The sequence below is a fragment of the Pseudomonas sp. BN505 genome (assembly GCF_029873175.1).
Taxonomy (GTDB): Bacteria; Pseudomonadota; Gammaproteobacteria; order Pseudomonadales; family Pseudomonadaceae; genus Aquipseudomonas; species Aquipseudomonas putida.
On record NZ_SSOI01000070.1, the window covers coordinates 159,941 to 183,453 of the forward strand.

Annotated in this window: 24 protein-coding genes; 13 read left to right on the forward strand and 11 right to left on the reverse strand. The window is 63.7% G+C overall.

All coding sequences use genetic code 11. The features are described from left to right. Positions 1–82: 82 nt before the first annotated feature. On the reverse strand, positions 83–712 hold the full coding sequence (locus E8E78_RS27245; protein WP_041167971.1) for an L-threonylcarbamoyladenylate synthase: 630 nt from the start codon (positions 710–712) through the stop codon (positions 83–85). A 13-nt stretch (positions 713–725) separates the two neighbouring features. After that, a complete protein-coding gene (locus tag E8E78_RS27250) occupies positions 726–1,586 on the reverse strand; it encodes a PHP domain-containing protein (RefSeq protein WP_049275734.1) in 861 nt (286 codons plus the stop codon). A 67-nt stretch (positions 1,587–1,653) separates the two neighbouring features. Here E8E78_RS27250 and E8E78_RS27255 point away from each other — a divergent pair, with 67 nt between their 5' ends. The 5 genes from E8E78_RS27255 (at position 1,654) to E8E78_RS27275 (ending at position 5,287) form a co-directional block, all read left to right on the forward strand. Then, on the forward strand, positions 1,654–2,247 hold the full coding sequence (locus tag E8E78_RS27255) for a septation protein A (protein WP_041167641.1): 594 nt from the start codon (positions 1,654–1,656) through the stop codon (positions 2,245–2,247). 1 nt (position 2,248) lies between these two features. Then, positions 2,249–2,548, forward strand: a complete 300-nt coding sequence (locus E8E78_RS27260; RefSeq protein ID WP_012273585.1) for a YciI family protein — start codon at positions 2,249–2,251, stop codon at positions 2,546–2,548. A 143-nt stretch (positions 2,549–2,691) separates the two neighbouring features. After that, positions 2,692–3,369: a response regulator transcription factor gene (locus E8E78_RS27265; RefSeq protein ID WP_016498471.1), complete on the forward strand. Its 678-nt coding sequence runs from the start codon at positions 2,692–2,694 to the stop codon at positions 3,367–3,369. Positions 3,370–3,470: 101 nt separating this feature from the next. Continuing rightward, on the forward strand, positions 3,471–3,887 hold the full coding sequence (locus E8E78_RS27270; protein ID WP_016498470.1) for a Spy/CpxP family protein refolding chaperone: 417 nt from the start codon (positions 3,471–3,473) through the stop codon (positions 3,885–3,887). A 59-nt stretch (positions 3,888–3,946) separates the two neighbouring features. Beyond that, the gene (locus E8E78_RS27275) at positions 3,947–5,287 is read left to right on the forward strand and encodes a HAMP domain-containing sensor histidine kinase (RefSeq protein WP_280314437.1); all 1,341 of its coding nucleotides are present in this window, start codon (positions 3,947–3,949) and stop codon (positions 5,285–5,287) included. A 129-nt stretch (positions 5,288–5,416) separates the two neighbouring features. Here the strand turns inward: E8E78_RS27275 and E8E78_RS27280 are convergent, their stop codons facing one another. Continuing rightward, the gene (locus E8E78_RS27280) at positions 5,417–5,974 is read right to left on the reverse strand and encodes an NAD(P)H nitroreductase (RefSeq protein WP_016498468.1); all 558 of its coding nucleotides are present in this window, start codon (positions 5,972–5,974) and stop codon (positions 5,417–5,419) included. Positions 5,975–6,076: 102 nt separating this feature from the next. Here E8E78_RS27280 and E8E78_RS27285 point away from each other — a divergent pair, with 102 nt between their 5' ends. Next, positions 6,077–7,531, forward strand: coding sequence for a TrkH family potassium uptake protein (locus tag E8E78_RS27285; protein WP_049275125.1), 1,455 nt, complete (start codon positions 6,077–6,079; stop codon positions 7,529–7,531). Here the strand turns inward: E8E78_RS27285 and E8E78_RS27290 are convergent. Next, positions 7,488–8,549 (reverse strand): AraC family transcriptional regulator, encoded by a 1,062-nt coding sequence (locus E8E78_RS27290; protein WP_049275127.1) that lies wholly within the window; start codon positions 8,547–8,549, stop codon positions 7,488–7,490. The genes E8E78_RS27285 and E8E78_RS27290 overlap by 44 nt on opposite strands. Positions 8,550–8,703: 154 nt before the next feature. Between E8E78_RS27290 and E8E78_RS27295 the strand changes: the two genes are divergently transcribed. Further along, a complete protein-coding gene (locus E8E78_RS27295) occupies positions 8,704–9,015 on the forward strand; it encodes a DUF962 domain-containing protein (RefSeq protein WP_016498465.1) in 312 nt (103 codons plus the stop codon). Between the two features lie 27 nt (positions 9,016–9,042). Here E8E78_RS27295 and E8E78_RS27300 read toward each other — a convergent pair whose 3' ends face one another. Next, positions 9,043–9,855, reverse strand: coding sequence for a UDP-2,3-diacylglucosamine diphosphatase (locus E8E78_RS27300; protein WP_059394747.1), 813 nt, complete (start codon positions 9,853–9,855; stop codon positions 9,043–9,045). 127 nt (positions 9,856–9,982) lie between these two features. On the opposite strand from E8E78_RS27300, the gene E8E78_RS27305 reads away from it, so the two are divergent. Next, positions 9,983–10,750, forward strand: a complete 768-nt coding sequence (locus E8E78_RS27305; protein ID WP_049276725.1) for an AraC family transcriptional regulator — start codon at positions 9,983–9,985, stop codon at positions 10,748–10,750. Positions 10,751–10,917: 167 nt separating this feature from the next. Continuing rightward, positions 10,918–11,808, forward strand: a complete 891-nt coding sequence (locus E8E78_RS27310) for a DMT family transporter (RefSeq protein ID WP_049276726.1) — start codon at positions 10,918–10,920, stop codon at positions 11,806–11,808. Here E8E78_RS27310 and E8E78_RS27315 read toward each other — a convergent pair whose 3' ends face one another. Beyond that, on the reverse strand, positions 11,809–12,090 hold the full coding sequence (locus tag E8E78_RS27315; protein ID WP_059394746.1) for a SelT/SelW/SelH family protein: 282 nt from the start codon (positions 12,088–12,090) through the stop codon (positions 11,809–11,811). It lies immediately after the preceding gene. Positions 12,091–12,157: 67 nt separating this feature from the next. On the opposite strand from E8E78_RS27315, the gene E8E78_RS27320 reads away from it, so the two are divergent. After that, positions 12,158–14,344, forward strand: coding sequence for a patatin-like phospholipase family protein (locus E8E78_RS27320; RefSeq protein WP_059394745.1), 2,187 nt, complete (start codon positions 12,158–12,160; stop codon positions 14,342–14,344). Between the two features lie 33 nt (positions 14,345–14,377). Here the strand turns inward: E8E78_RS27320 and E8E78_RS27325 are convergent, their stop codons facing one another. Then, positions 14,378–14,815: a MarR family transcriptional regulator gene (locus tag E8E78_RS27325; RefSeq protein WP_016498459.1), complete on the reverse strand. Its 438-nt coding sequence runs from the start codon at positions 14,813–14,815 to the stop codon at positions 14,378–14,380. Positions 14,816–14,965: 150 nt separating this feature from the next. After that, positions 14,966–17,113, reverse strand: coding sequence for a DNA helicase RecQ (gene recQ, locus E8E78_RS27330; protein ID WP_016498458.1), 2,148 nt, complete (start codon positions 17,111–17,113; stop codon positions 14,966–14,968). Positions 17,114–17,358: 245 nt separating this feature from the next. Here recQ and E8E78_RS27335 point away from each other — a divergent pair, with 245 nt between their 5' ends. The 3 genes from E8E78_RS27335 to E8E78_RS27345 all read left to right on the forward strand — a co-directional run bounded on the left by E8E78_RS27335 (position 17,359) and on the right by E8E78_RS27345 (position 19,989). Then, the gene (locus E8E78_RS27335; RefSeq protein WP_010955200.1) at positions 17,359–17,946 is read left to right on the forward strand and encodes a YecA family protein; all 588 of its coding nucleotides are present in this window, start codon (positions 17,359–17,361) and stop codon (positions 17,944–17,946) included. Between the two features lie 7 nt (positions 17,947–17,953). Beyond that, positions 17,954–18,319, forward strand: coding sequence for a YbaN family protein (locus E8E78_RS27340; RefSeq protein ID WP_016498457.1), 366 nt, complete (start codon positions 17,954–17,956; stop codon positions 18,317–18,319). 311 nt (positions 18,320–18,630) lie between these two features. Next, positions 18,631–19,989 (forward strand): TolC family outer membrane protein, encoded by a 1,359-nt coding sequence (locus E8E78_RS27345; protein WP_049277198.1) that lies wholly within the window; start codon positions 18,631–18,633, stop codon positions 19,987–19,989. A gap of 143 nt (positions 19,990–20,132) precedes the next feature. Here the strand turns inward: E8E78_RS27345 and E8E78_RS27350 are convergent, their stop codons facing one another. The 3 genes from E8E78_RS27350 to E8E78_RS27360 all read right to left on the reverse strand — a co-directional run bounded on the left by E8E78_RS27350 (position 20,133) and on the right by E8E78_RS27360 (position 23,478). Further along, entirely contained in the window at positions 20,133–20,732 is a 600-nt protein-coding gene (locus tag E8E78_RS27350) for a DTW domain-containing protein (RefSeq protein ID WP_280314449.1), read from the reverse strand. A gap of 150 nt (positions 20,733–20,882) precedes the next feature. Further along, positions 20,883–22,448 carry a PAS domain-containing methyl-accepting chemotaxis protein gene (locus tag E8E78_RS27355; RefSeq protein WP_059394744.1) on the reverse strand — a complete coding sequence of 522 codons (1,566 nt, stop codon included), beginning with the start codon at positions 22,446–22,448 and terminating at the stop codon, positions 20,883–20,885. A 136-nt stretch (positions 22,449–22,584) separates the two neighbouring features. Continuing rightward, positions 22,585–23,478, reverse strand: coding sequence for a LysR family transcriptional regulator (locus E8E78_RS27360; protein ID WP_016498453.1), 894 nt, complete (start codon positions 23,476–23,478; stop codon positions 22,585–22,587). Positions 23,479–23,513 lie beyond the last annotated feature (35 nt).

A 23,513-nucleotide genomic window follows, 5' to 3' on the forward strand; every position in this document is an offset into this window, starting at 1 on the left:
GCTTCGCCGTAGACCAAGGCCAGTTGCAGCTGCCGAGGCGACTCGGCCTGCTCAGCCGGTGCCTCGGGCGTTTCCACCTGGCTCACGCGCTGACCAGAAACGGCGTGGGGTCGCCGCAGCCCTCGCGGATCAGTTCCGGCTCATCGCCGGACAAGTCGATGATGGTCGACGCCTTGAGGTCGCCGAAACCGCCGTCGATCACCAGGTCGACGTGGTGCTCCAGCCGCTCACGGATTTCGTGAGGGTCGGTCATCGGCTCGCTGTCGCCCGGCAGGATCAGGCTCACGCTCATCAGCGGCTCGCCCAACTCGGCCAGCAAGGCCAGCGTGATGGCGTGGGCCGGTACGCGCAGGCCAATGGTGCGACGCTTGTCATGCAACAGCAGCCGCGGCACTTCACGGGTGCCGTTGAGGATGAAGGTATATGGCCCCGGCACATGCGCCTTGAGCAGACGGAAGGTGCCGGTGTCCACCTTGGCGTACAACCCCAGCTGAGACATGTCACAGCACATCAGGGTGAAGTTGTGCGTCTTGTCCAGCCCGCGCAGGCGACGCACCCGCTCAATCGCCGCCTTGTCACCCATCTGGCAGCCCAGCGCGTAGGCCGAGTCGGTCGGGTACACCACCACGCCACCCTTGCGGATGATCTCGACGGCCTGTTTTATCAGGCGCGCCTGGGGGTTCTCCGGATGAATCTGGAAAAATTGGCTCACGTAGTCATCCTGTTCATAGCGCCAAAGGCTGTTCATGGCTGAATCGACGCCACAGAGGTGGCAGGTCCTCGGGCAAAGGCCGGTAGGCACCGATCTCTCCCCAGGTGCCGGGGCCGTGGAAGTCACTGCCAGCGCTTGCCAGCAGGCCGAACTCACGCGTAAGGATGGACATCGTGCCCACCTGCTCGGCCGGCATCATCCCGTTGACCACCTCAAGTGCCTGCCCACCTGCCTGAATATAGTCGGCAATCAGCCTTCTGCGCTTGCTGCGGGTCAGGTCGTAATGCATCGGGTGGGCCAGGCTCACCCATGCTTTGGACTGGCGCAGGGTGGCGACAGTTTCGTCGAGGGTCGGCCAGTGCTGCTTGACGTCGCCCAGCTTGCCGGCACCCAGCCATTTGCGAAACGCCTCACCACGGTCCTTGACGTGCCCGGCACGCACCAGGTACTCGGCAAAATGCGGGCGCGCCGGGGCGTTGCCGCTGTCGCCCAGTTCGTGCTGAACGGCGCGGGCGCCCTCCAGCGTGCCGGGCATGCCTTTGGCGGCCAGCCGCTTGTCGATTTCTTCGGCGCGCAACCAACGCCCCCGATGCAGTGATTCAATCGCTGCCAGCAAGGGCGGCGCGTCCAGCGGGAAGTCATAACCCAGCACATGGATGGTCGCGCCACCCCAGGTGCACGACAATTCCACCCCGCTGACCCAATGCATGCCCCGTTCAGTGCAGGCCTGGCGTGCTTCGACCAGGCCTTCGAGGGTGTCATGGTCAGTCAGTGCCAGCGTTTGCACCCCGTGCTCATGGGCCCGGGCAACCAGTACCGAGGGCGACAGGGCGCCGTCGGAGGCCGTACTGTGACAGTGCAGATCAACATTCATGGAGGAGCGCTTTCGCTGGAATCGATGTTTGTTATTATGCCGTCACATCCCGATTCTGGCTGCCATTGTGAAACAATTCATCGATTTCATCCCGCTGCTGCTGTTCTTCATCGTCTACAAGCTGGACCCGCGCCCCATGGAAGTCGCCGGCCACAGCTTCGAATTCGGCGGTATCTACAGTGCCACGGCCATGCTGATCATCAGCTCGCTGGTGGTGTACGGCGCGCTGTTCCTGCGCCAGCGCAAGCTGGAAAAGGGCCAGTGGCTGACCCTGGTGGCCTGCCTGGTATTTGGCGGCCTGACCCTGACCTTCCACAGTGAAACCTTCCTCAAGTGGAAAGCGCCGGTGGTGAACTGGCTGTTCGCCTTGGGCTTTGCCGGCAGCCACTTCATCGGTGACCGGGTGCTGATCAAGCGCATCATGGGCCATGCCCTGACCCTGCCCGATGCCGTCTGGTCCCGGCTGAACGTTGCCTGGATCGGCTTCTTCCTGTTCTGCGGCGCGGCCAACCTGTTCGTCGCCTTCACCTTCCAGGACTTCTGGGTCGACTTCAAGGTGTTCGGCAGCCTGGGCATGACCGTGATCTTCCTGGTGGCGCAAGGCGTGTACCTGTCGCGCCACCTGCACGACGACCCTTCCATTACCAAACCCAAGGATTGACATGCTCTACGCCATCATCGCCAGCGACGTCGCAAACTCCCTGGAAAAGCGCCTGGCTGCCCGCCCGGCGCACATCGAACGCCTGCAGCAGCTCAAGGCCGAAGGCCGCGTGGTGCTGGCCGGCCCACACCCAGCCATCGACAGCAACGACCCGGGCGAAGCCGGTTTCAGCGGTAGCCTGATCGTTGCCGAATTCGAATCGCTGGCTGCGGCGCAGGCCTGGGCCGATGCCGATCCTTACATTGCTGCAGGCGTGTACGACAAAGTCGTCGTCAAGCCGTTCAAGCAAGTACTTCCTTGACCTGAAACTGAGTCGCCTTCCTCGCGGGCTTGCCCGCGAAGAAGGCGACGCGGTACCCGCAGTTATACGATTGCCATCAGTCTGCGGTATCTTTGCCACTGGCGGGCCGAATAGCCGCCGTCAATGGTTGAATTGAGTGAGTCATGAGCGAGCTGTTACTGATTGATGATGACCAGGAGCTGTGCGAGCTGCTCGGCAGCTGGCTGACCCAGGAAGGGTTCACCGTGCGTGCCTGCCACGATGGCCAGAGCGCACGCCAGGCCCTGGCCGAATACGCGCCGGCGGCCGTGGTACTGGACGTGATGCTGCCCGATGGCAGCGGCCTGGAGCTGCTCAAGCAATTGCGCAGCGAGCATACCGAGCTGCCGGTACTGATGCTCTCTGCACGGGGTGAGCCGCTGGACCGCATTCTCGGCCTGGAACTGGGCGCCGACGACTACCTGGCCAAACCTTGCGATCCGCGCGAGCTCACAGCCCGCCTGCGGGCAGTACTGCGCCGCAGCCACCCCACCGCCACCACCAGCCAGGTGGAACTGGGCGACCTGGTGTACAGCCCGGCACGTGGCGTGGCCAGCATCGACGGCCGTGAAATGACCCTGACCCTGTCGGAAAGCCGCATTCTTGAAGCCCTGCTGCGCCAACCCGGCGAACCGCTGGACAAGCAGGAGCTGGCGCAGATCGGCCTGGGCCGCAAACTGACCCTGTACGACCGCAGCCTGGACATGCATGTCAGCAACCTGCGCAAGAAGATCGGCCCACATGCCGATGGCCGTCCACGCATCGTGGCGCTGCGTAGCCGTGGCTATTACTACTGCCTCTGACCATCTTTACCGAGCCTTTACCATCCGCTGACTGCGCTTGACGGTGATCTCCCTAGACTGTGCTCATCCGGTAACCACCGGCCTATGAAAGGAGAGACACCATGCGCAAGACCCTTATCGCCCTGATGTTCGCCGCCGCCCTGCCGACCGTGGCCATGGCCATGCCTGAAGGCGGCCCGCGTCACGACGGCCCGCATCATCGCGGTGATGCGCCTTTCCATCAACTGGACCTGAGCCGCGACCAGCGCCAGCAGATCGGCAAGCTGATGGGCGAGCAGATGCAGCAGCGCCGTGAAATCAACGAGCGCTACCTGGCCAAGCTGCCAGCCGCCGACCAGAAAGCCATGAAGGACGAGCTGCAAGCCAGCCGCGACAAGACCGACACCGCAGTGCGCAATCTGCTCAAACCTGAGCAGCAGAAGAAGTTCGACGAACTGCAAAAGGAACGCGCCGCAAAGAAAGCCGAGTGGCAGGAGTTCCAGGCCTGGAAAGCTGAAAAAGGCACCAAGGCTCAGTAAGCTGTACGCCCGATGCCCGGCCCGTTTCCCGCGGGCCGGGCTTTTACCGTTTACAGGAGGTGCACTTGCGTTCACTGTTCTGGCGCATTCTGGCCAGTTTCTGGCTGGCCATTACCCTGGTCGCAGGCCTGTCGATCCTGCTGGGCCACATGCTCAACCAGGACGCCTGGATCCTTAGCCGCCACCCGGGCCTGAATACCCTGGCCAGCAAGTGGGCCAAGCATTACGAGCAGGAAGGCCTGGATTCGGCGCAGCACTTTCTGGAACGACGCAAGGATCGCTACAAGATCGACGTGCAGGTGCTCGACGACAGTGGCGAGGCCGTGGTGCCCGGCACCTTCCCACGCCGTGCGGCAGCCTTCGAGGCACGCCAGCACAATGACGAGCGGCGCCTGCCATGGCGCCGGCTGACCGAGGAATACACCAGCCCCGAGACCGGCGATACCTACCTGCTGATCTACCGCATTCCCCATCCGGCGCTGGATGCCTGGCACCGCGAAAGCCTGATGTGGCCGCTCAGTGCCTTGGGGATTGCGCTGGTGGTACTGACCCTGTTCAGCCTGCTGGTCACCCTGTCCATCACCCGCCCGCTAAGCCGCCTGCGCAGCGCGGTGCATGACCTGGGCCAGACCACCTACCAGCAGAACAGCCTGGCGCAACTGGCGGCCCGGCGTGACGAGTTTGGCGTGCTGGCCAAGGACTTCAACAAGATGGGCGCGCGCCTGCAAAGCACCATTGGCAGCCAGCGCCAGTTACTGCGCGATGTATCCCATGAGCTGCGCTCGCCGCTGGCCAGGCTGCGCATCGCGCTGGCCTTGGCCGAGCGCGCCGGGCCCGAGCAGCGCGACACTTTGTGGCCGCGCCTGACCCGCGAGTGCGACCGCCTGGAAGACCTGATCAGCGAAATCCTTGCCTTGGCCCGGGTCGATGCCGAGCAGGCGCATGCCGAGCCGGTCGACCTCAATGCCCTGCTCGGCAGCGTACGCAAGGACGCCCTGCTCAGCGCACCAAACCAGGACGTGCGCCTGGAGGCGCAGCCGGGGTTGACCCTGCAAGGTTGGCCAACGCTGATCGAACGCGCCGTGGACAACCTGCTGCGCAATGCCCTGCGCTTCAACCCGTCGGGTCAGCCGGTGGAAGTGAGCGCCGCGCGTGAGCAGGACCGCATCGTGATCAGCGTGCGTGACCATGGGCCCGGGGCGGCAGCCGAACACCTGCAGCAGCTGGGCGAACCGTTCTTCCGCGCACCGGGGCAGGACGCGCCGGGGCATGGCCTGGGGCTGGCGATCGCGCGCAAGGCGGCAGAGCGCCATGGCGGGAGTCTGGTGCTGGACAACCATCCACAGGGGGGCTTTGTGGCCAGGCTGGAGTTGCCCTTGGCTGAAGCTACTGGCAGTTGATGTGATCTTCGCGGGTGAACCCGTTCCCACAGGGACTGTGCAAGCCTTGAAACTTGCGCCGTACCTGTGGGAGCGGGTTCACCCGCGAAGAGGCCGGAAGCCTCAATGGATCAATCAGCCTGAAACGGATTATTCGCCCCAGGCGCTGACGAACTCGGCAGTGTCCAGCACCGGCGCCGTACGCGGCTCAGTCAGCGGCGTGCCGACATACAGGTAGCCGATCAACTCTTCGTTCTCGGCCAGCCCCAGGCCCTTGTGTACATGAGCATCAAACGCCATGTCCCCGGTGCGCCACACCGCCCCGACGCCTTGCGCATGCGCGGCAATCAGAATGCCGTGGGCTGCACAGCCCGCGGCCAGGCGCTGCTCGGACTTGGGCACCTTGAAGTGGTCCTGCAGCTTGGCAATTACCACGATCAGCAACGGCGCCCGCAGTGGCATCGCACGGGCTTTGTCCAGCGCTGCCTGGCTGGCATCGCCCTTGTTCTGCACGGCCTCAGCGAACAGCTCGCCCAGCTTTTCACGGCCCTGGCCTTCGATGGTGAGGAAACGCCATGGCCGCAGCTGACCATGATCCGGGGCGCGCAAGGCAGCCTGGAACAGCGCCTCGCGCTGGGCGGCATTGGGTGCCGGTTCGGTCAGGCGTGGCACGGAAACACGGTTGAGCAATGCGTCGAGAGCCTCCATCGGCTACCCTCCTGGCAGTTGAATGTGCGGCCATTCTAGCGTTTACATCACCAGACCCATAGGTAGAATGGCGCCCTTCCGTTTCAAGTCAGAGCAGATCACATGGCGTTGCCGACCTTAAGGATCATTGGTTTCATCATCGGCATCTTCCTGATTACCCTCGCCGTCGGCATGGCCGTGCCCATGGCAACCCTGGTGATCTTCGAGCGCACCGGTGACATGCCGTCCTTCCTCTGGTCGAGCCTGATCACCTTCATCGCCGGCCTGGCCCTGGTGGTACCGGGCCGCCCTGAGCATGTGCACCTGCGCCCGCGTGACATGTACCTGCTAACGGTCAGCAGCTGGCTGGTGGTGTGCGTGTTTGCCGCCTTGCCGTTCCTGCTGACCCAGCACATCAGCTACACCGATGCCTTCTTCGAGAGCATGTCGGGCATTACCGCTACCGGCGCTACCGTGCTCAGCGGGCTCGATACCATGTCCCCGGGTATCCTCATGTGGCGCTCGATGCTGCACTGGCTGGGCGGCATCGGCTTCATCGCCATGGCGGTAGCGATCCTGCCATTGCTGCGCATCGGTGGCATGCGCCTGTTCCAGACCGAATCGTCCGACCGTTCGGAAAAGGTAATGCCGCGCTCGCACATGGTCGCCAAGTCGATCGTCGGGGTGTACGTCGGCTTCTCGATCCTCGGCGCGCTGGCCTTCTGGTGGGCGGGCATGAGCCCGTTCGATGCAATCAACCACGCCATGTCGGCCATCTCCACCGGTGGTTTCTCCACCTCCGACCAGTCGCTGGCAAAATGGGATATACCGGCCGTGCACTGGGTCGCGGTGGTGGTCATGATCATGGGCAGCCTGCCGTTCACCCTTTATGTAGCCACCCTGCGCGGCAACCGCAAGGCGCTGATCCGTGACCAGCAGGTGCAGGGTTTGCTGGGCATGCTGCTCGTTACCTGGCTGGTGCTGGGCACCTGGTACTGGTACAGCACCAACCTGCACTGGCTCGACGCCCTGCGCCACGTGGCGTTGAACGTGACCTCGGTGGTCACCACCACAGGCTTCGCCCTGGGCGACTACAGCCTGTGGGGCAACTTCTCGCTGATGCTGTTCTTCTACCTGGGCTTCGTCGGCGGCTGCTCCGGCTCAACGGCAGGCGGTATCAAGATTTTCCGCTTCCAGGTGGCCTACATCCTGCTCAAGGCCAGCCTCAACCAACTGATCCACCCACGCGCGGTGATCAAGCAGAAATACAATGGCCACCGGCTCGACGAAGACATCGTGCGTTCGATTCTGACGTTCTCGTTCTTCTTCGCCATCACCATCTGCGTCATGGCCCTGCTGCTGTCGTTACTGGGCGTGGACTGGATGACCGCATTGACCGGTGCAGCCGGCACGGTGTCGGGTGTGGGCCCGGGCCTGGGTGAAGTGATCGGCCCGTCGGGCAACTATGCCACGCTGCCTGACGCAGCCAAGTGGATCCTGGCGGCGGGCATGCTGCTTGGCCGCCTGGAAATCATTACGGTGCTGGTGCTGTGTATGCCGGCGTTCTGGCGTCACTGACCACTTCGGGATCCGCGCCCAGGCGGGCGCGATACTCGCTGGGGGTAACATCGAACCAGCGGCGGAACGCCCGGTAGAAGTTGCTGGGGTCGGCAAAACCCAGCAGGTAGGCGGTTTCCAGCAGTGTCATGCCCGGCTGGGCCAGGTATTGTTCGGCCAGCTCGCGACGGGTGTCATCGAGCAACGTCTGGAAACTGGTGCCCTCCTCCTGCAGCCGCCGCTGCAAGGTGCGCTGCGACAGGTGCAGGGCCTGAGCCAGGGTTTCGCGCTTGGGCTCGCCCTGCGGCAGGATGCGGCACAACACCTGGCGCACGCGGTGGGTAACCCGGCTTTCGGAAAAGCGTGCCAGGTACTCCCCGGCAAAACGGTCGTGCAACACCGCCATGGCCTCGTTGGCAGTCGGCAGCGGCGCTTCCATGTCGGCCCGCTCGAATACCAGCGCATCGTGCGGCGCACCGAACACCAGGGGTGAATGGAACGCCACCTTGTAGGGCTCGACATTCTTTGGCTGCGGCCCCTGCACCAATACCCGGCGCGGCTGCACCGGCCGACCGCTGAGCCATTTGCACAACGCCAGCGCACAGGCCAGCGATGCTTCGGCACTGTGCCGGGTCGGCGGCAAGTGGTCACCATGCACCGTCAGGATCAGCGAGTAGCCTTCGGCGCCAAGGACAAAACTGAGGTCGGAGCTTTCGGCGATGATGCGCTGGTAACGCACCAGGCGCTGGAAACCCTCGGCCAACGTGCGGCTGGACATCAATGCATAGCCCACCACATGGAACGACGCAGGGCGTACCACCCGCGCCATGTTCAGGCCGATGGCTTCATTGCCCGACAACTCCACCGCCAACTGCCAGAGCCGGGTCATGGAGTCCTGCGGGAAACGTGCATCGGGGTCGTCAAGGGCAGCGAAGTCCAGCCCCAGCTGCTTGAACATGGACGGGCAGTCCAGTCCTTCCAGTTCGAGTGCCTTCACAATCCCTGATGCCCAACTGGCTGACGTGGTTCTTTCGCTCATGACAGGCTTCTTTTTACCGACCGCTCCTGCGGTGAACCCCAAGGATACTCATTTGGCGCCTATTGTCACTGATAGGCCCCGTCAGTCACTCTAGACTCGAATCAGGCTCCACGCCGTGCATCTTGTCCAGAAGTATTAATCCCGGAGCACTGCCATGAACCGCACAGCGCAGTATCGCAGTTTTGCCGAGTTCTACCCCTACTACCTGGGGGAGCACAGCAATCCCACCTGCCGCCGGCTGCACTTTGTCGGCACCAGCCTGGTGATTGCCCTGCTGGCCTATACCATCGGCAGTGGCAAATGGTTGCTGCTGCTGGCCGTGCCCCTGTTTGGCTACGGCTTTGCCTGGGTCGGGCATTTCTTTTTTGAAAAGAACCGGCCGGCGACCTTCACCTACCCGCTGTACAGCCTGGCCGGGGATTTCGTGATGTTCAGGGATATCCTGCTGGGCAAGATCAGCCTGTAGATTCAGCAGCCCCACGGCCCTCAAGCCCTACGCCGGCTCGCGCAACGCCGCCACCGCCTGCGCTTCCCGCGCCTGGGCGTCGGCCAGCCGGTACAGCTCGATGCTGCCATCCCAGTGCTCGATCAGCGCCGTGCACGACTCCACCCAGTCCCCGCAATTGAGGTACTCCACCTCCCCCACCTTGCGGATCTCGGCATGGTGGATATGCCCGCACACCACCCCATGAAAGCCACGCCGGGTGCACTCGTGGGCAATGGCATCCTCGAAGTCGCTGATGAAGTTCACCGCGCCCTTGACCTTGTGCTTCAGGTACGCCGACAGCGACCAGTAACCATAGCCATACCGCGCACGCCAGTGGTTGAGCCAGCGGTTGAGCACCAGGGTGAACTCATAGGCACGGTCACCGAGAAAGGCCAGCCAGCGGTGGTAACGGGTAATCACGTCGAACTGGTCGCCATGGATCACCAACAGGCGTCGCCCATCGGCGGTCAGGTGCTCGGCTTCATCCACCAGCTGGATGTTGCCCAGGATCAGCCTGGAGTATCGGCGCAGGAATTCGTCATGGTTGCCGGTGACGTAGATCACCTCGGTACCGCGCTTGCTCATGGTCAGCAGGCGACGGATCACGTTGGTGTGGGCTTGCGGCCAGTAGATGCCGCCGCGCAGTTTCCAGCCATCGATGATGTCACCTACCAGGTACACACGGTCGGCCTGGTAACCCTTGAGGAACTGCGAAAGGTGTTCGGCCTGGCAGTCGCGGGTCCCCAGGTGCACATCGGAGATCCACAAGGTACGCACGCGTTGCTTGCGCGAGGGACGGGAGAGTTCGGCATGGGTCATGGACAGGCTCCGGCGCAGTTTGCTGGAGACTGGCAGGCGCGCATGACAGCGCCGTGGCAAAACGGTTACGAGTGATGGCCTGCAGGGAATGAGGCACAATGCGCATCTGCCCTGCGAGGACACCCCCATGACCGCCGGCCCGATCCTCTCGCTGCGCCACTATCGCGACAGCCTGATCGCCCACAGCCACGAACACCCGCAACTGGTGTTTGGCCTGCGCGGCCGCCTGGAGTTCGAGGTGCAGGGGCAAGGCGCCGGGATCGACCGGCAGGGGCTGGTGGTGGTACCGGCGGGCGCGCATCACACCTGCGCCAGCGATGCCGGCAGCCACTGCCTGGTGCTAGATGTGCCTGGGGAGCAGTGGCTGTACGAGCAGTTGGGCGAGCATGCCGACGCCAGCCGCCGCCTGCTCGACCGCCCCGCCGCGCTGGGCCTGGACAACCGTCAGCAGCAGTTGGTCGACTGGCTGGCGGCCAGCCCCATGGACGACCCGCTGATTGCCCGGCAAGGCGCAGCGCTGTTGTTGGCAAGCCTGAACCCAACGGCGGCAGCCAACGTGCGCCCCAGCCAGCGCTTGCCTTATGCCGCGTTCGATGCGCACATCGAGCAACATGCTGCCTACCCACTGCAGGTGGCCGACCTGGCGCGGCTGGCCGGGCTGTCCAGTGCCCGGCTGCACGCGCGTTTTATCGCGGAATGCGGGATGACGCCGATGGACTACATTCGCCAGCGGCGGTTGCTGAAGGCGCGGCGGCTGGTGATGCAGACCTTGTTGCCGATGGGGGAAATTGCGGCGCAGGTGGGGTATGGCTCGCAGAGTGCGTTTTCAGCGGCGATGTTGCGGGCGTTCGGGTGTGCGCCAAGGGCTTTGCGGCGAGAGCCTGGCGACAACTGACAGCAGTCTTGCGACAGAAATCGTTGGCCTGTGGTTTTACACTTTGCCAGTGCCGGCCTCTTCGCAGCACAAGGCTGCTCCTACAGGGCCTGTACGTATTCTGTAGGAGCAGCCTTGTGCTGCGAAGAGGCCGGCACAGTCGATAAAGATCTTGAGCAAGGACCACCATGAACCACCGCACTGCATTGGGCGCCCTGCACATTGGCGCACTGTTCTTCGGCCTGACCGGCGTCTTCGGCAAACTGGCCGCCAGCGCCAGCCCGGCGATCATCGTGTTCGGCCGCGCCGCCTTCGCCGTACTCGCCCTGTCCCTGTTCGCCAGCCTGACCGGCCCGGGCTGGCAACGCCTGAGCAGCCAGGACATCCGCCGCCTGCTGCTCGGCGGTGTGCTGCTGGCCGGCCACTGGGTCAGTTTCTTCATCGCCGTCAAAGTCGGCGGCGTGGCCATCGCCACCCTCGGCTTCGCCAGCTTCCCGGCCTTCACCGTCATCCTTGAAGGCGTGCTGTTCCGCGAACGCATCCGCCGCAACGAGGCCGTGCTGGTAGTGTTGGTCAGCATCGGCCTGATACTGGTCACGCCGGCCTTCGACCTGGCCAGCGAGGCCACTGGCGGCCTGCTCTGGGCACTGCTTTCGGGGTTGCTGTTCTCGCTGCTGTCCCTCACCAACCGCGCCGGCTCCGGGCGTTTGCCAGCGGTACAGGCTGCACTGTGGCAGAACCTGGTGGTAGGCCTGTGCCTGCTGCCGTTTGCAGCACCCGGCCTGGCAGGCGTGGCCGCCATGGACTGGCTATGGATCGCCCTGCTCGGCATATTCTGCACCGGCGTGGCGCACAGCCTGTTCGTCGCCAGCCTGGCAGTGATCAAGGCGCGCACCGCCGCCGTGGTATTCGGCATGGAGCCAGTCTACGGCATTGCCGTGGCCTGGGCGGTGTTCGCCGAAACCCCGACCCTGCGCATGCTGCTGGGCGGCGCGCTGATCATCTTCGCCATCGTGCTGTCCAGCCGCATGGCCACCGAGCAACCGCCCAAGCAGCGGCCTCTGGCCGAGAGCGCCTGATCAGCGGTCGTTGTGGCCAAGGTCACGCTGCGGGTCGATCTGGTCGCGCACCCGCTGCTTCAGCACCTTGGCTTCGGGGAAACCGCCGTCGGCCTTGCGCTCCCAGATCTGCACGCCATTGCAAGTGATGCGGAAGACGCCGCCGGTACCCGGCTCCAGCGCCACCCGGCCAAGATCGTCGGTGAAGGTGCTGAGCAGCTCCTGGGCCAGCCAGGCAGCACGCAGCAGCCATTGGCACTGGGTGCAATAAGTAATGACGATTTCGGGCTTGTTGTCGGCCATGCTGAGGCATCTCCAGGTGAGGGGCCGCTTATACTAGCGGTCTTTAGCCCACGGTTTGAGACTCACGATGCGCCGTTTGCTGTTCTGTTTCATCCTTGTTCTCACCTCGCTTACGGCCATCGCCGCCGAATCTGCCAGGCCAAAGGTCGGCCTGGTGTTGTCGGGCGGCGCGGCCCGTGGCCTGGCCCACATTGGTGTGCTCAAAGCCCTGGAAGAACAGGGCGTGCGCATCGACGCCATCGCCGGCACCAGCATGGGCGCAGTGGTCGGCGGGCTGTATGCATCGGGCTACAGTGTCGAAGAGCTGGAAAAACTCGCCACCACCCTCGACTGGCAACAGGCGCTGTCCGATGCCCCGCCGCGCAAGGACGTGCCGTTCCGGCGCAAGCAGGATGACCGCGACTTCCTGGTCAAGCAGAAGCTCAGCTTTCGTGACGACGGCAGCCTGGGCCTGCCGCTGGGGGTAATCCAGGGCCAGAACCTGTCACTGCTGCTGGAAAGCAAACTGGCGCACACCGCCGACACCCGCGACTTCGACAAACTGCCCATACCCTTCCGCGCGGTGGCCACCGACATCGCCAGCGGCGAAAAAGTGGTATTCCGCCGCGGTCACCTGCCCCAGGTAATCCGTGCCAGCATGTCGATCCCCGCCGTGTTCGCCCCGGTCGAACTGGACGGCCGCCTGCTGGTGGACGGCGGCATGGTCGACAACATCCCGGTGGACGTGGCCCGGGAAATGGGCGTGGACCTGGCCATCGTGGTCGACATTGGTACCCCGCTGCGCGATCGCAAGCAATTACTGACCGTTGTCGACGTGCTCAATCAGTCGATCACCCTGATGACCCGGCGCAATTCGGAAGAACAACTGGCCAGCCTGCACCGTGACGACATCCTCATCCAGCCATCGCTGACTGCCTTCGGCGTGACCGACTTCGGCCGTGCACGGGACATGATTGACGCCGGTTACCGCGCCACCCGGCTGCTCGACCCACGCCTTGCCGCCTTGCGCCAGCCCGAGGGCGACAGCAGCCTGGCCGCGGCCCGCTCGCCGCGCCAGCGCACGCCGGTAATCACCGCGATCCGGATCGAGAACGACTCCAAGGTCAGCGATGACGTGATCCGCTCGTACATCCGTCAGCCGATCGACGCACCGCTGGAGCTGGACCGCCTGCAGACCGACATGGGCACGCTGTACGGCCTGGACTACTTCGACCGGGTGCAGTACCGCGTGGTGCACAAGGGCAACGACAACACCCTGGTGATCAACGCTCGCGGTAGACGCGGCGGCACCGACTACCTGCGCCTGGGCCTGAACCTGTCGGACGACCTGCGCGGTGACAGTGCCTTCAACCTGGGCGCCAGCTACCGGGTCAACGGCATCAACAGCCTGGGTGCGGAATGGCTGACCCGTGGCCAGATCGGCGACCAGCAAGAACTGTACAGCGAGTTCTACCAGCCGCTGGACGTGGGTTCGCGCTACTTCATCGCGCCGTACCTGGACGTCAGCTCACAGAATATCGAAGCCACCCTGGACAACGACCCCGTCGCCGAGTACCGCCTGGAGCGCTACGGCTTTGGCCTGAACGTTGGGCGGCAGATTGGCACCAACGGTGAAGTACGCCTGGGCGTGGGCAAGGCCTGGGGCGAGGCCGAAGTGCGCATCGGCGACCAGGACCTGCCCAAGGTCAGCTTCAATGAAGGCTTCTATGAGCTGAAATACTCGTTCGACACCCTCGACAACGTGTATTTCCCGCACAGCGGTGAGGACATCAGCCTGACCTTGCGCAAGTACGACAAGTCGCTGGACTCTGACCAGGATTACCGGCAGTGGCTGTTCAACCTGGACAAGGCCATCAGCAGCGGGCCGAACACGTTCGTGCTGGGCGGGCGCTACGGCCGCACGCTGGATGACACCGAAGTGGTGACATCGAGCTTCGTGATGGGTGGGGCGCGTGAGCTGTCAGGCTTCCGCCAGGACTCGGTATCGGGGCAGAACGTGAGCCTGCTGCGCATGGTCTACTACCGCAGGCTGACGCCACGGGCCTACGTACCGCTGGACTTCCCGCTGTACATTGGCGGGTCGCTGGAGCGTGGGCGCGTGTGGAACAACGACAACGAGTTCGACAGTGGCTACATCAACGCGGCGAGTATCTTTCTGGGGCTGGAGACGCCGCTGGGGCCGCTGAACCTCAGCTATGGCACTAACAGTGCACATCAGCAGGCGGTGTACCTGAACCTTGGGCATACTTTCTGAATCGTCGGGGGCTGCTTTGCAGCCCCAGGGGCCTCAGGATTTTTCGAGGTTGGCCAGGATCGTGGCATGCACGCGCATGCACACCTGCAACTCTGCCTCGTCCACCCCGGTAAACAGCTCCACCCGCAGTTGATTGGCGATGGTTTCGATCTGGTCGATCAGCGGCTTGGCCGGCGGGCACAGCAAGATCTTCTTGGCTCGTCGGTCTTCTAACACGGCCTGCCGGCGCACCAGCCCTTGGGCTTCCAGGCTGTCGAGCAGGCGCGCCAGGGTCGGGCCTTCGACCCCCACGCTTTGGGCCAGCTCACGCTGGGTGGGGGCTTCTTCGAACCGCGCCAGGTGCAGCAACACCAGCCAGCGCGCCTGGGACAGGTTCAGCCCGGCCAGGCGGCGGTCCAGCTCGGCACGCCAGCCCCGGGACATCTGGGCCAGCTGCATGCCGAAGCGGTGTTGGTTGTCGGTCAGGGGCATAAGCAACTCATTGAACAGATCTAATTATTAGGCAGCTAACCATGACCTGCCCCACGAGGCAAGGCTCGCGCCCTCCTCATTGTTCGATAATCGTCAAAAAGCATGACAAAGGTCAGCAGATGGCGGTTCTGCCCTCGATCTGCATGCCAGTCACATCTCGAACTCGGCCGCCAGCGCCGCACGCACGCAATACAGCACACCCTCCGGCACACGGCCCGCAAACTGCGGCGCAATGGCCGACACCGGCGGCAGCTCGCCCTCGCCATCCAGGAAGGCATCCTGCACTTCCATCAGCAGGTCTTCCGGCAGGTCGAGGGCCTGGTCGAGGCTCAGCTCCTGGCGGCCCAGCGCCTCGGCCAGCAGGCTATACACGTTCTTCTCGCTGCAGTTGAGCTGCCCGGCGATCTGCGCCGGGGTCATGCCGGCCCGGGCCAGGCTGACCAGTTCGTGGCGCAGGTCGAGCACCACTTTCGGCGCCTCTTCGGTGCCACCGCTGCTGTTCAGCACTTCGAGAAACGCCTGGCCGTAGCGTTCCAGCTTGCGCGCGCCCACACCGCTGACCTGGGCCATGTCGCTGAGGCTGACCGGCTGGCTGCGCAGCATTTCCAGCAGCGTCGAGTCGGGGAAGATGACATAGGGCGGCACACTGTGCTCCTCCGCCAGCTTGCGCCGCAGGGTACGCAGCGCTTCCCACAGCTCGCGCTCTTCGGCACGCACCAACTGGCTGGCAGGGCTGCCGCCACCGGACGACGAGGACTTGGCCGTGGTCTGCGGCTTGAGGTCGCGACGCAGTTGCAAGGTCACCTCGCCGCGCAGCAGCGGCCGGCAGCTGTCGGACAGGCGCAGCCCGCCGTAGCCTTCCAGGTCGATGTCGACCAGGCCGCGCGCTACCAGTTGGCGGAACAGCGATCGCCATTCGACCTCGGCCAGGCCCTTGCCGACGCCGAACACCGACAGCTTCTCGTGGCCGAAATTGCGCACCTTCTCGTTGTCCTTGCCCAGCAGCACATCGACCAGGTGGCCCACGCCATAGCGCTGGCCCGTACGGAACACCGCCGACAGTGCCTGACGGGCCGGCTCGGTGGCGTCCCAGGTCTGGATGTTGTCGACACAGTTGTCGCAGTGCCCGCACGGCTGTTCGAGGGTTTCGTCGAAATAGGCCAGCAGCGACTGGCGACGGCAGCGGGTTTCTTCGCACAGCGCCAGCATGGCGTCGAGCTTGTGCTGCTCGATGCGCTTGTGGCGCTCGTCACCTTCGGAGTTCTGCAGCATCTGCTTGAGCATCACCATGTCTTGCAGGCCGTAGGCCATCCAGGCATCGGATGGCAGGCCGTCACGGCCGGCACGGCCGGTTTCCTGGTAATAGGCCTCAAGCGACTTGGGCAGGTCGAGGTGGGCAACGAAGCGCACGTTGGGTTTGTCGATGCCCATGCCGAAGGCAATGGTGGCGACCATGATCAGCCCTTCCTCGTTGAGGAAGCGGTGCTGGTTGGCCGAACGGGTCTCGGCGGCCAGGCCAGCGTGGTACGGCAATGCCGGGAAGCCCTGTTCACAAAGGAAGGCAGCGGTTTCGTCGACCTTCTTGCGCGACAGGCAGTAGACAATGCCGGCGTTGCCGCGGCGCTCGCCGAGGAAGGCCATCAGCTGCTTGCGCGGCGCTTCCTTGGGTACGATGCGGTAGAAGATGTTCGGCCGGTCGAAGCTCGACAGGAAGCGCTCGGCGCCTTGCAGGTGCAGGCGCTGGACGATCTCTTCGCGGGTTCGCATGTCGGCGGTGGCGGTCAGCGCGATGCGCGGCACATGCGGGAACAGCTCGGCCAACTGCCCCAGCTGCAGGTATTCGGGGCGGAAATCGTGGCCCCATTGCGACACGCAGTGCGCCTCGTCGATGGCAAACAGCGAGATATCCAGCTCGCGCAGGAAGTCGAGCATACGCGGCTGCACCAGGCGCTCGGGCGCCAGGTACAGCATCTTCACTTCGCCACGGCGCAGGCGCCCGGCCAGTTCACGCTGCTGCTCCGCCGTCAGGGTCGAGTTCAGGGCGGCGGCCGATACACCCAGTTCGTCCAGCGTGGCGACCTGGTCGTCCATCAGCGCAATCAGCGGCGAGACCACTACCGTCAGGCCCGGGCGCAGCAGCCCCGGCACCTGGAAACACAGCGACTTGCCGCCACCGGTGGGCATCAGCACCAAGGCGTCGCCGCCATTGGCCACGCATTCGATGATTGCTGCCTGGCGCCCACGGAAACTGTCGTAGCCGAAAATGTCCTTGAGAACGCGCTGAGCCTGTTCGAGCATGTGCAACTCCACAAATCGCCGTACCATCCTGGATACAGGCTGGACGAAAAACCCGCTCCGCACACGCCAAATGCGTAAGCGGTTTTTGCCAGGCGCCGATAAAATCCGCCCCTGGATGAAAAATCGCGGAGTATACCGCAGCACTGCACCGCACAGGGCACCACGGCGATAGACGTTCCCTTTACCCCGCTACCCTTGCTTGGTGCTAGAATTCGGTATCGTTTATTCCCCAAGGTAGCCCTGTAATGTCCTTCGCCGAGCAACTGACCCGCCTGCAAGCCTTCCTCGACGCCGACGAGCTGCACGAAGAGGCGCTGGACTACGTCGCCGCCCACGGCTACCTCACCGCCCTGTCGATCAACGCCGAGGACGTGCCCGAGCGCGAATGGATCGATGCCCTGTTCGCCGAAGAGCCGCACTACGCCAGCGAGGCCCAGCGCACCGAAATCGAAGCCACCCTGGTGGCGTTGAAAGCGCACATTGCCCGCCAGCTGGCCAGCGACGAAGAATTCGACCTGCCATGCGACCTGGACCTGACCGACGAGCCGGACGATTCCGACCTGCGCGGCTGGTGCATCGGCTTCATGGAAGGCGTGTTCCTGCGTGAAGAGGCCTGGTTCGAGAACGCCGAAGAAGAAGTCAGCGAGATGCTGCTGCCGATCATGGTTGGCTCGGGCCTGTTCGACGAACAGCCAGAGTTCGCGGACATCGCCAGCAATGCCAACCTGCAGGACGACATGATCGTACAGATCCCCGAGGCGCTGAGCGCACTGTTCCTGCTGCTGCACGCTCCTGACGAAAAACCGGCGCTGCTCAAGCCACGCCACCACTAAGTCGCCTGTGCGCTACCTGCTGCTGGCCATAGGCTGGCTCAGCGTTGCGCTGGGGGTGTTGGGGATTTTCCTTCCGGTATTGCCCACCACCCCGTTCCTGCTATTGGCGGCGGCCTGCTTTGCCCGCAGCTCGCCGCGCTTTCACCACTGGCTGGTCCATCACCCGAAGCTCGGGCCGTGGATCCGCGACTACCTTAGTGGTGAAGGCATCCCCCTCAAGGGCAAGGTCTACGCCATCGGCCTGATGTGGGCCAGCATCGGCCTATCGTGCTATCTGGTGCCCCTGTTCTGGGCGCGCGCCTTCATGTTGACCAGCGCTGTGCTGGTAAGCCTGTATATCGTCAGACAGAAAACCCTGCACACAAGAAAGTGACATTTTTTTGTCGCCAAATATCACTTTCGCCTAACTGACGTTTTCTTTATCCGAAATGGTTCTGGAACCGCCTAAAAGCCTTATAAATACTGGCTTTAGCGGCTTATTGCTCGTTCGCCCTCGACATGTTTTGTCGTCATTGTTAGACAATATATGTCTTATATGGCAATTTGATATGAATAAATCTTCTTATCTATCGCGTTGAATGTACTTAGCTGTGTTGTTAAAAACCTGCAACACTATACGCGATAATTTTTCGTCATTTTTTTGGCGAGCAGCAGGATCAATTCCAGGATCAGGGAGATGTACCCATGCGCGTTTTGAACCCCATCACCAGTGCATTACTGTTGGCCCTGGCGAGTGCCAACGTACAGGCGATGTCGATCACCGAGGCCGTCCAGAGCGCCGTGGACTACCACCCGCAGGTCAGCTCCAATCGCAACAGCAAGCTGTCGGCCGATGAAGACGTCAAGTTTGCGCGTGGTGGCTACTACCCTTCCGTGGATTTGGTTGCTGGCTATGGCCGCCAGCGTTCGGACAACGCTACCACCCGTGCCGAGGGTAACCACAACAAGGAAACCCTCAACTACACCCAGTCCGAGCTGCGCCTGCGGCAGATGATTTTCGACGGTTTCAACACCGCGAACGAAGTGGGCCGCACTGAAGCGGTGTCCACCTCCCGCGCCTACTACACCCAGGCCGTTGCCCAGGATGTTGCCCTGCGTGCGACCGAGGTGTACCTGGAAGTGCTCAAGCGCCGCGAGCTGGTGACCCTGGCCAAGAACAACCTGCAAGCCCACCTGCGCGTCAACGACCAGATCGGCCTGCGTAACGAGCGCGGCGTCGGCAGCACCGCCGACCTTGACCAGTCCCGCGCACGTCGCGCCCTGGCGGAAAACAACCTGGACACCGCCGAAGTCGACCTGGCCGATGCCGAGGCCAACTTCTTCAGCGTGGTCGGCCGTGCCCCGGACGAGCTGGAAAGCCCGGCGAGCATCAAGGGCGAGGTGCCTGAGACCCTCGACGGCGCGCGCGACAGCATGCGCCAGAACAACCCTTACATCAAATCCGCCCAGGCTGACGTCAACGCCGCCGAGCAGCAATACGAAGTTGGCAAGTCGACCTTCTACCCGCGCTTCGACGCCATTCTGGCAACCGGTGCCAATAACAACACCGGCGGCGAAAAAGGCCACAACAACAACGACTGGCAGGCCGGTGTAGAGATGAACTACAACCTGTTCCGCGGCGGCAGCGACAAGGCCCGCCTGCAGTCTGACGCGCACAAGATCAACCAGGCCCTGGACATCCGCAACAACGCCCTGCGTGAGCTGACCGAAAACCTGAGCCTGGCGTGGAACGCCATGAACAACGCCAGCAAGCAGCTGCCGACCGCGCGTGAATACGCCGAGACCACCAAGCGCGTGCGTGCCGCCTACCAGGACCAGTTCGGTCTGGGCCAGCGTACCCTGCTGGACGTGCTGGACAGTGAGAACGAGCTGTACAACGCCGATCGTCGCTACACCGAAGTACGCTACACCGAGGAGTTCTCGCGCTACCGCGTGCTGGCGACCATGGGTGAGCTGCTGAGCAAACAGCGTATTTCGCTGCCGCCAGAGGCGCTGGCTACCACCGAGGTGCGTACCGAGGCGCGTTTGCCTGAGATGCGTTGATCGGCTTTAGATTTTGGGGCCGCTTTGCGGCCCATCGCGACACAAGGCCGCTCCCACAAGCGTTGCGCGCATGCCGCCCTTTGCGGGGTCTTCTGTAGGAGCAGCCTTGTGCTGCGAATGGCCTGCAAAGCAGCCCCCGGCCCTCACTCGACCCCGTGGTTGCGCTGGAACGTCTCCACCCCCATGGCCCTGATCTGCCCCTCGATCAACGCCTCGAACGGCGCCAGCAGTGCATCGAAGCAGGCCGGTTGCTCCAGCGCATTCAAAGCCCCCACCACCGCCTCGATAGTCGACAGCGCCCCCGCCTCCGGCGCCTTGCGCAGCCGATAACGCGAAGGCGCGACTGCCCCCAGCGTCACCCGTGGCAACCCCTCCAGTAGCGGGTTCATGTACAGCAGCTTGCGCGCCTTGCGCCAGGTGCCGTCGGGCACGATCAGCAGCAACGGTGTGTCATCGATCTTGCCATAGGCCGTCAGCACCTGAGCGTCATCGCCCGGGAACAGCAGGGCCGGCCGGTAACCAGGCGTTGCCAGCCATTCAGCCAGGTCATCAAATACCTCGCCTACCCGCAGCTCGGCGTTGTTCAGGCCAAGGGCAGCAAGGCGCGCAGTGTTCAGGGCATGGGCGGTTTCACTGGGGTGCTGCAGCAGGATGACGCGGGTGCGGCTGTCGAGCGCGGGGATCAGTGGGCAGAGGCAATGGTCGAGCGGGCGCTGGCAGCGCTCGCAGCGGGGTCTGGGCATGGGGTTCTCCTTGGCGGGAACAGTTTGCCACAGAACCGCGGCCCGCTTTGCGGGCCATTCGCAGCACAAGGCTGCTCCTACAGGAGATCGCGATGGCTTTGTAGGAGCAGCCTTGTGCTGCGAATGGGCCGCAAAGCGGACCCAGCGATTTCAGCGGTTGAAGCGCTCCGCCAAGCTATGCAGGTACTCGGCCATGCGCTCCAGGTCCTGGCTGATTTCTGCCCCCTGCCTGGCCTGCCCGGCACTCTGGTCACACAGCTGGGCAATCCTCACGATCTGCTGGTTGATGTCCTCGGCCACATGGCTCTGCTGCTCCGACGCCGTCGCCATCTGCTGGCTCATGCCGGTGATGCGGCTGACCGCCTGGGCAATCCCGCTCAAGGCCGCCTGCACCGCCTCGACGCTGTGCACGCTGTCCCGCGAGATCTGTTCACCCCGGTTGGCGGTGCTCACCGCCCGCTCTGCTCCTGCGCGCAACGAGGCAATGATGTGGTGAATCTCATCGGTGGATGCGCGGGTCCGCTGGGCCAGCGAACGCACTTCATCGGCCACCACGGCAAACCCCCGCCCCTGCTCACCTGCGCGTGCCGCCTCGATGGCAGCGTTGAGCGCCAGCAGGTTGGTCTGCTCGGCAATCGAGGTAATCACATCGACCACGCTGCCGATGGACTGGGTCTGCTCGGCCAGCGCATTGACCGCCTGACCGATGTCGTTGACGGCATCACTCATGCTGCCCATGGCTTTAAGGCTTTGCAGCGCCAGCTCGCTGCCCTGCTGCGCCAGCTGGTCGGCATCGCCGGCCGCATGCGCCGTGCTTTGCACGTTGTGGGTGACCTGCTGGATGGTCGCCGCCATCTGCGCAATGGCCGTGGCCGACTGGTCGGTCTCGCTGCGCTGGCGGTCGAGCATCTGCGCCTGGGCATCGGACAGATCGGACGACTGCGCGGCCCGCGACTTCACCCCGACCCCGGCGTCCACCAGGCGGGTCAGGGCCGTTTGCAGGCGCGCTTCCTCGCTGATGATGGCCAGGTCAAGCTGGCCCAGCAGGCCCGGGTTGTCGCTGTAGGTCAGCGCCACCAACGGGCTGGTGAAGGCTTTGGGGTGCTCGGCCAACGTGCGGCGGATAGCCTGGTTCTGCCGGTGCTCGACCAGGTACCAGGCCAGCAGCAGGCTCGCCATCAGGATCCCAAGCGCTGCATAGGGCGGCAGCCACAGGTAACCGGCCGCCGACAGCAGGCCCGCGCCGATCAGCGGCCAGCCATGGCCCAACCCATGCCCCAGCCGCGCGACCCACGGCGCGGCTGCACGGTCGGCCCGCAGGCGCGCATACAGCGCCTCGGCGCGGCGGATCTGCTCGCGCGTGGGTACCGAGCGCACCGACTCGTAACCACTGATGCGGCCCTGCTCGTAGATTGCCGTGACGTAGGCGCTGACCCAGTAGTAGTCGCCGTTCTTCGCCCGGTTCTTGACCACCCCCATCCACGGTTTGCCCTGCTTGATCGTCTCCCACATATGCCCGAAAACCGATGGCGGCATATCCGGGTGGCGCACCAGGTTGTGGGGTTGGCCGACCAGCTCGTCGTAGGTAAACCCGCTGATCGCCACGAAGGCTTCGTTGCAGTAAGTGATGCGGCTGTTGAGGTCAGTCGTGGAAATCAGGCGTTGATCGCTGGAGAAGGTTCTTTCGTGCTCAGTGACGGGCAAATTCATGCGCATCTGGGCGATCCTTGCAGGATGAAATAAGGGAAAAATCATCAGCGCAAGTTGATATGTAGCAGAGCGCTATCAGGTTAGCGGTCAGCTTTTGCCGGAATTTAACACCGCCCGACGGAATGCATGAATGTGTCGCGCCTCAGCCCACGTTCAGCTGGCTTTTGAGCAGGTCGCGGAAGGTCTGGATCAAGGGTTCACGGCTACGCCCACGGCGAATGATCAGCGAAAACGGGGCCTGGTAGCCGAAGGTCGACGGCGACAGCACGCGCAAGTCGCCCTTGTCGACCCAGGCCTGGGCGTAGTGTTCGGGCAAGTAGCCGATATAGGCCCCGGAAAGGATCAGGATCAGCTGCGCCTCCATGCTTTCAACCGTCGCCGCACTGTGCTTGAAGCCATGCCGGGCCAGTTCGGCCTGGCTCCAATAACCACGCCCGACCATGCGCTGCTGGGTAACGACCTGCTCGGGGATGCGACGCTCGTTATACAACGGGTGGCGGCTGCTGCAGTACAGCCAGTGCTGTTCACGGTACAACGGCTGGTAAAGCAGGCCGCTCATGCGCGAGGAGAACGCACCAATGGCCAGGTCCAGGCGGTTGTCCTGCACCCCCAGTTGCAGCTCGTAAGGGCTGGACACCGACAGGTGCAGGTGCACCGCCGGGTGCTCCTGGCTGTAGGCGCCGATGGCTTCGGCCAGCGGCAAGGCCCGGTCGCCGACCGTGGAGTCGATAACCCCGAGGTTGAGGGTGCCACGCAACTCGCCCTTGAGGGCAGCGGCATACTGCTCGAAGCCATCCAGTTCGGCCAGAAGCCGCAGGGTTTCCTGGTGGAACAGCTCGCCCTTGCTGGTCAGGCTGAAACCGCCACGGCCGCGGTGGCACAGCACGATGCCCAGCGCGCCTTCCAACTGGCTCATGTAGGTGCTGATGGCCGAGGTCGACAGGTTCAGCTCGCGCTGCGCGTTGGCGAAGCCCTGGTGGCGCGCCACGCTGATGAAGATGCGCAGCAGTTTCAGGTCGGGCAATGTCGAGGCCATGGTGCAACGGTTCCGCAAGGGTATTTGCGCGCAGT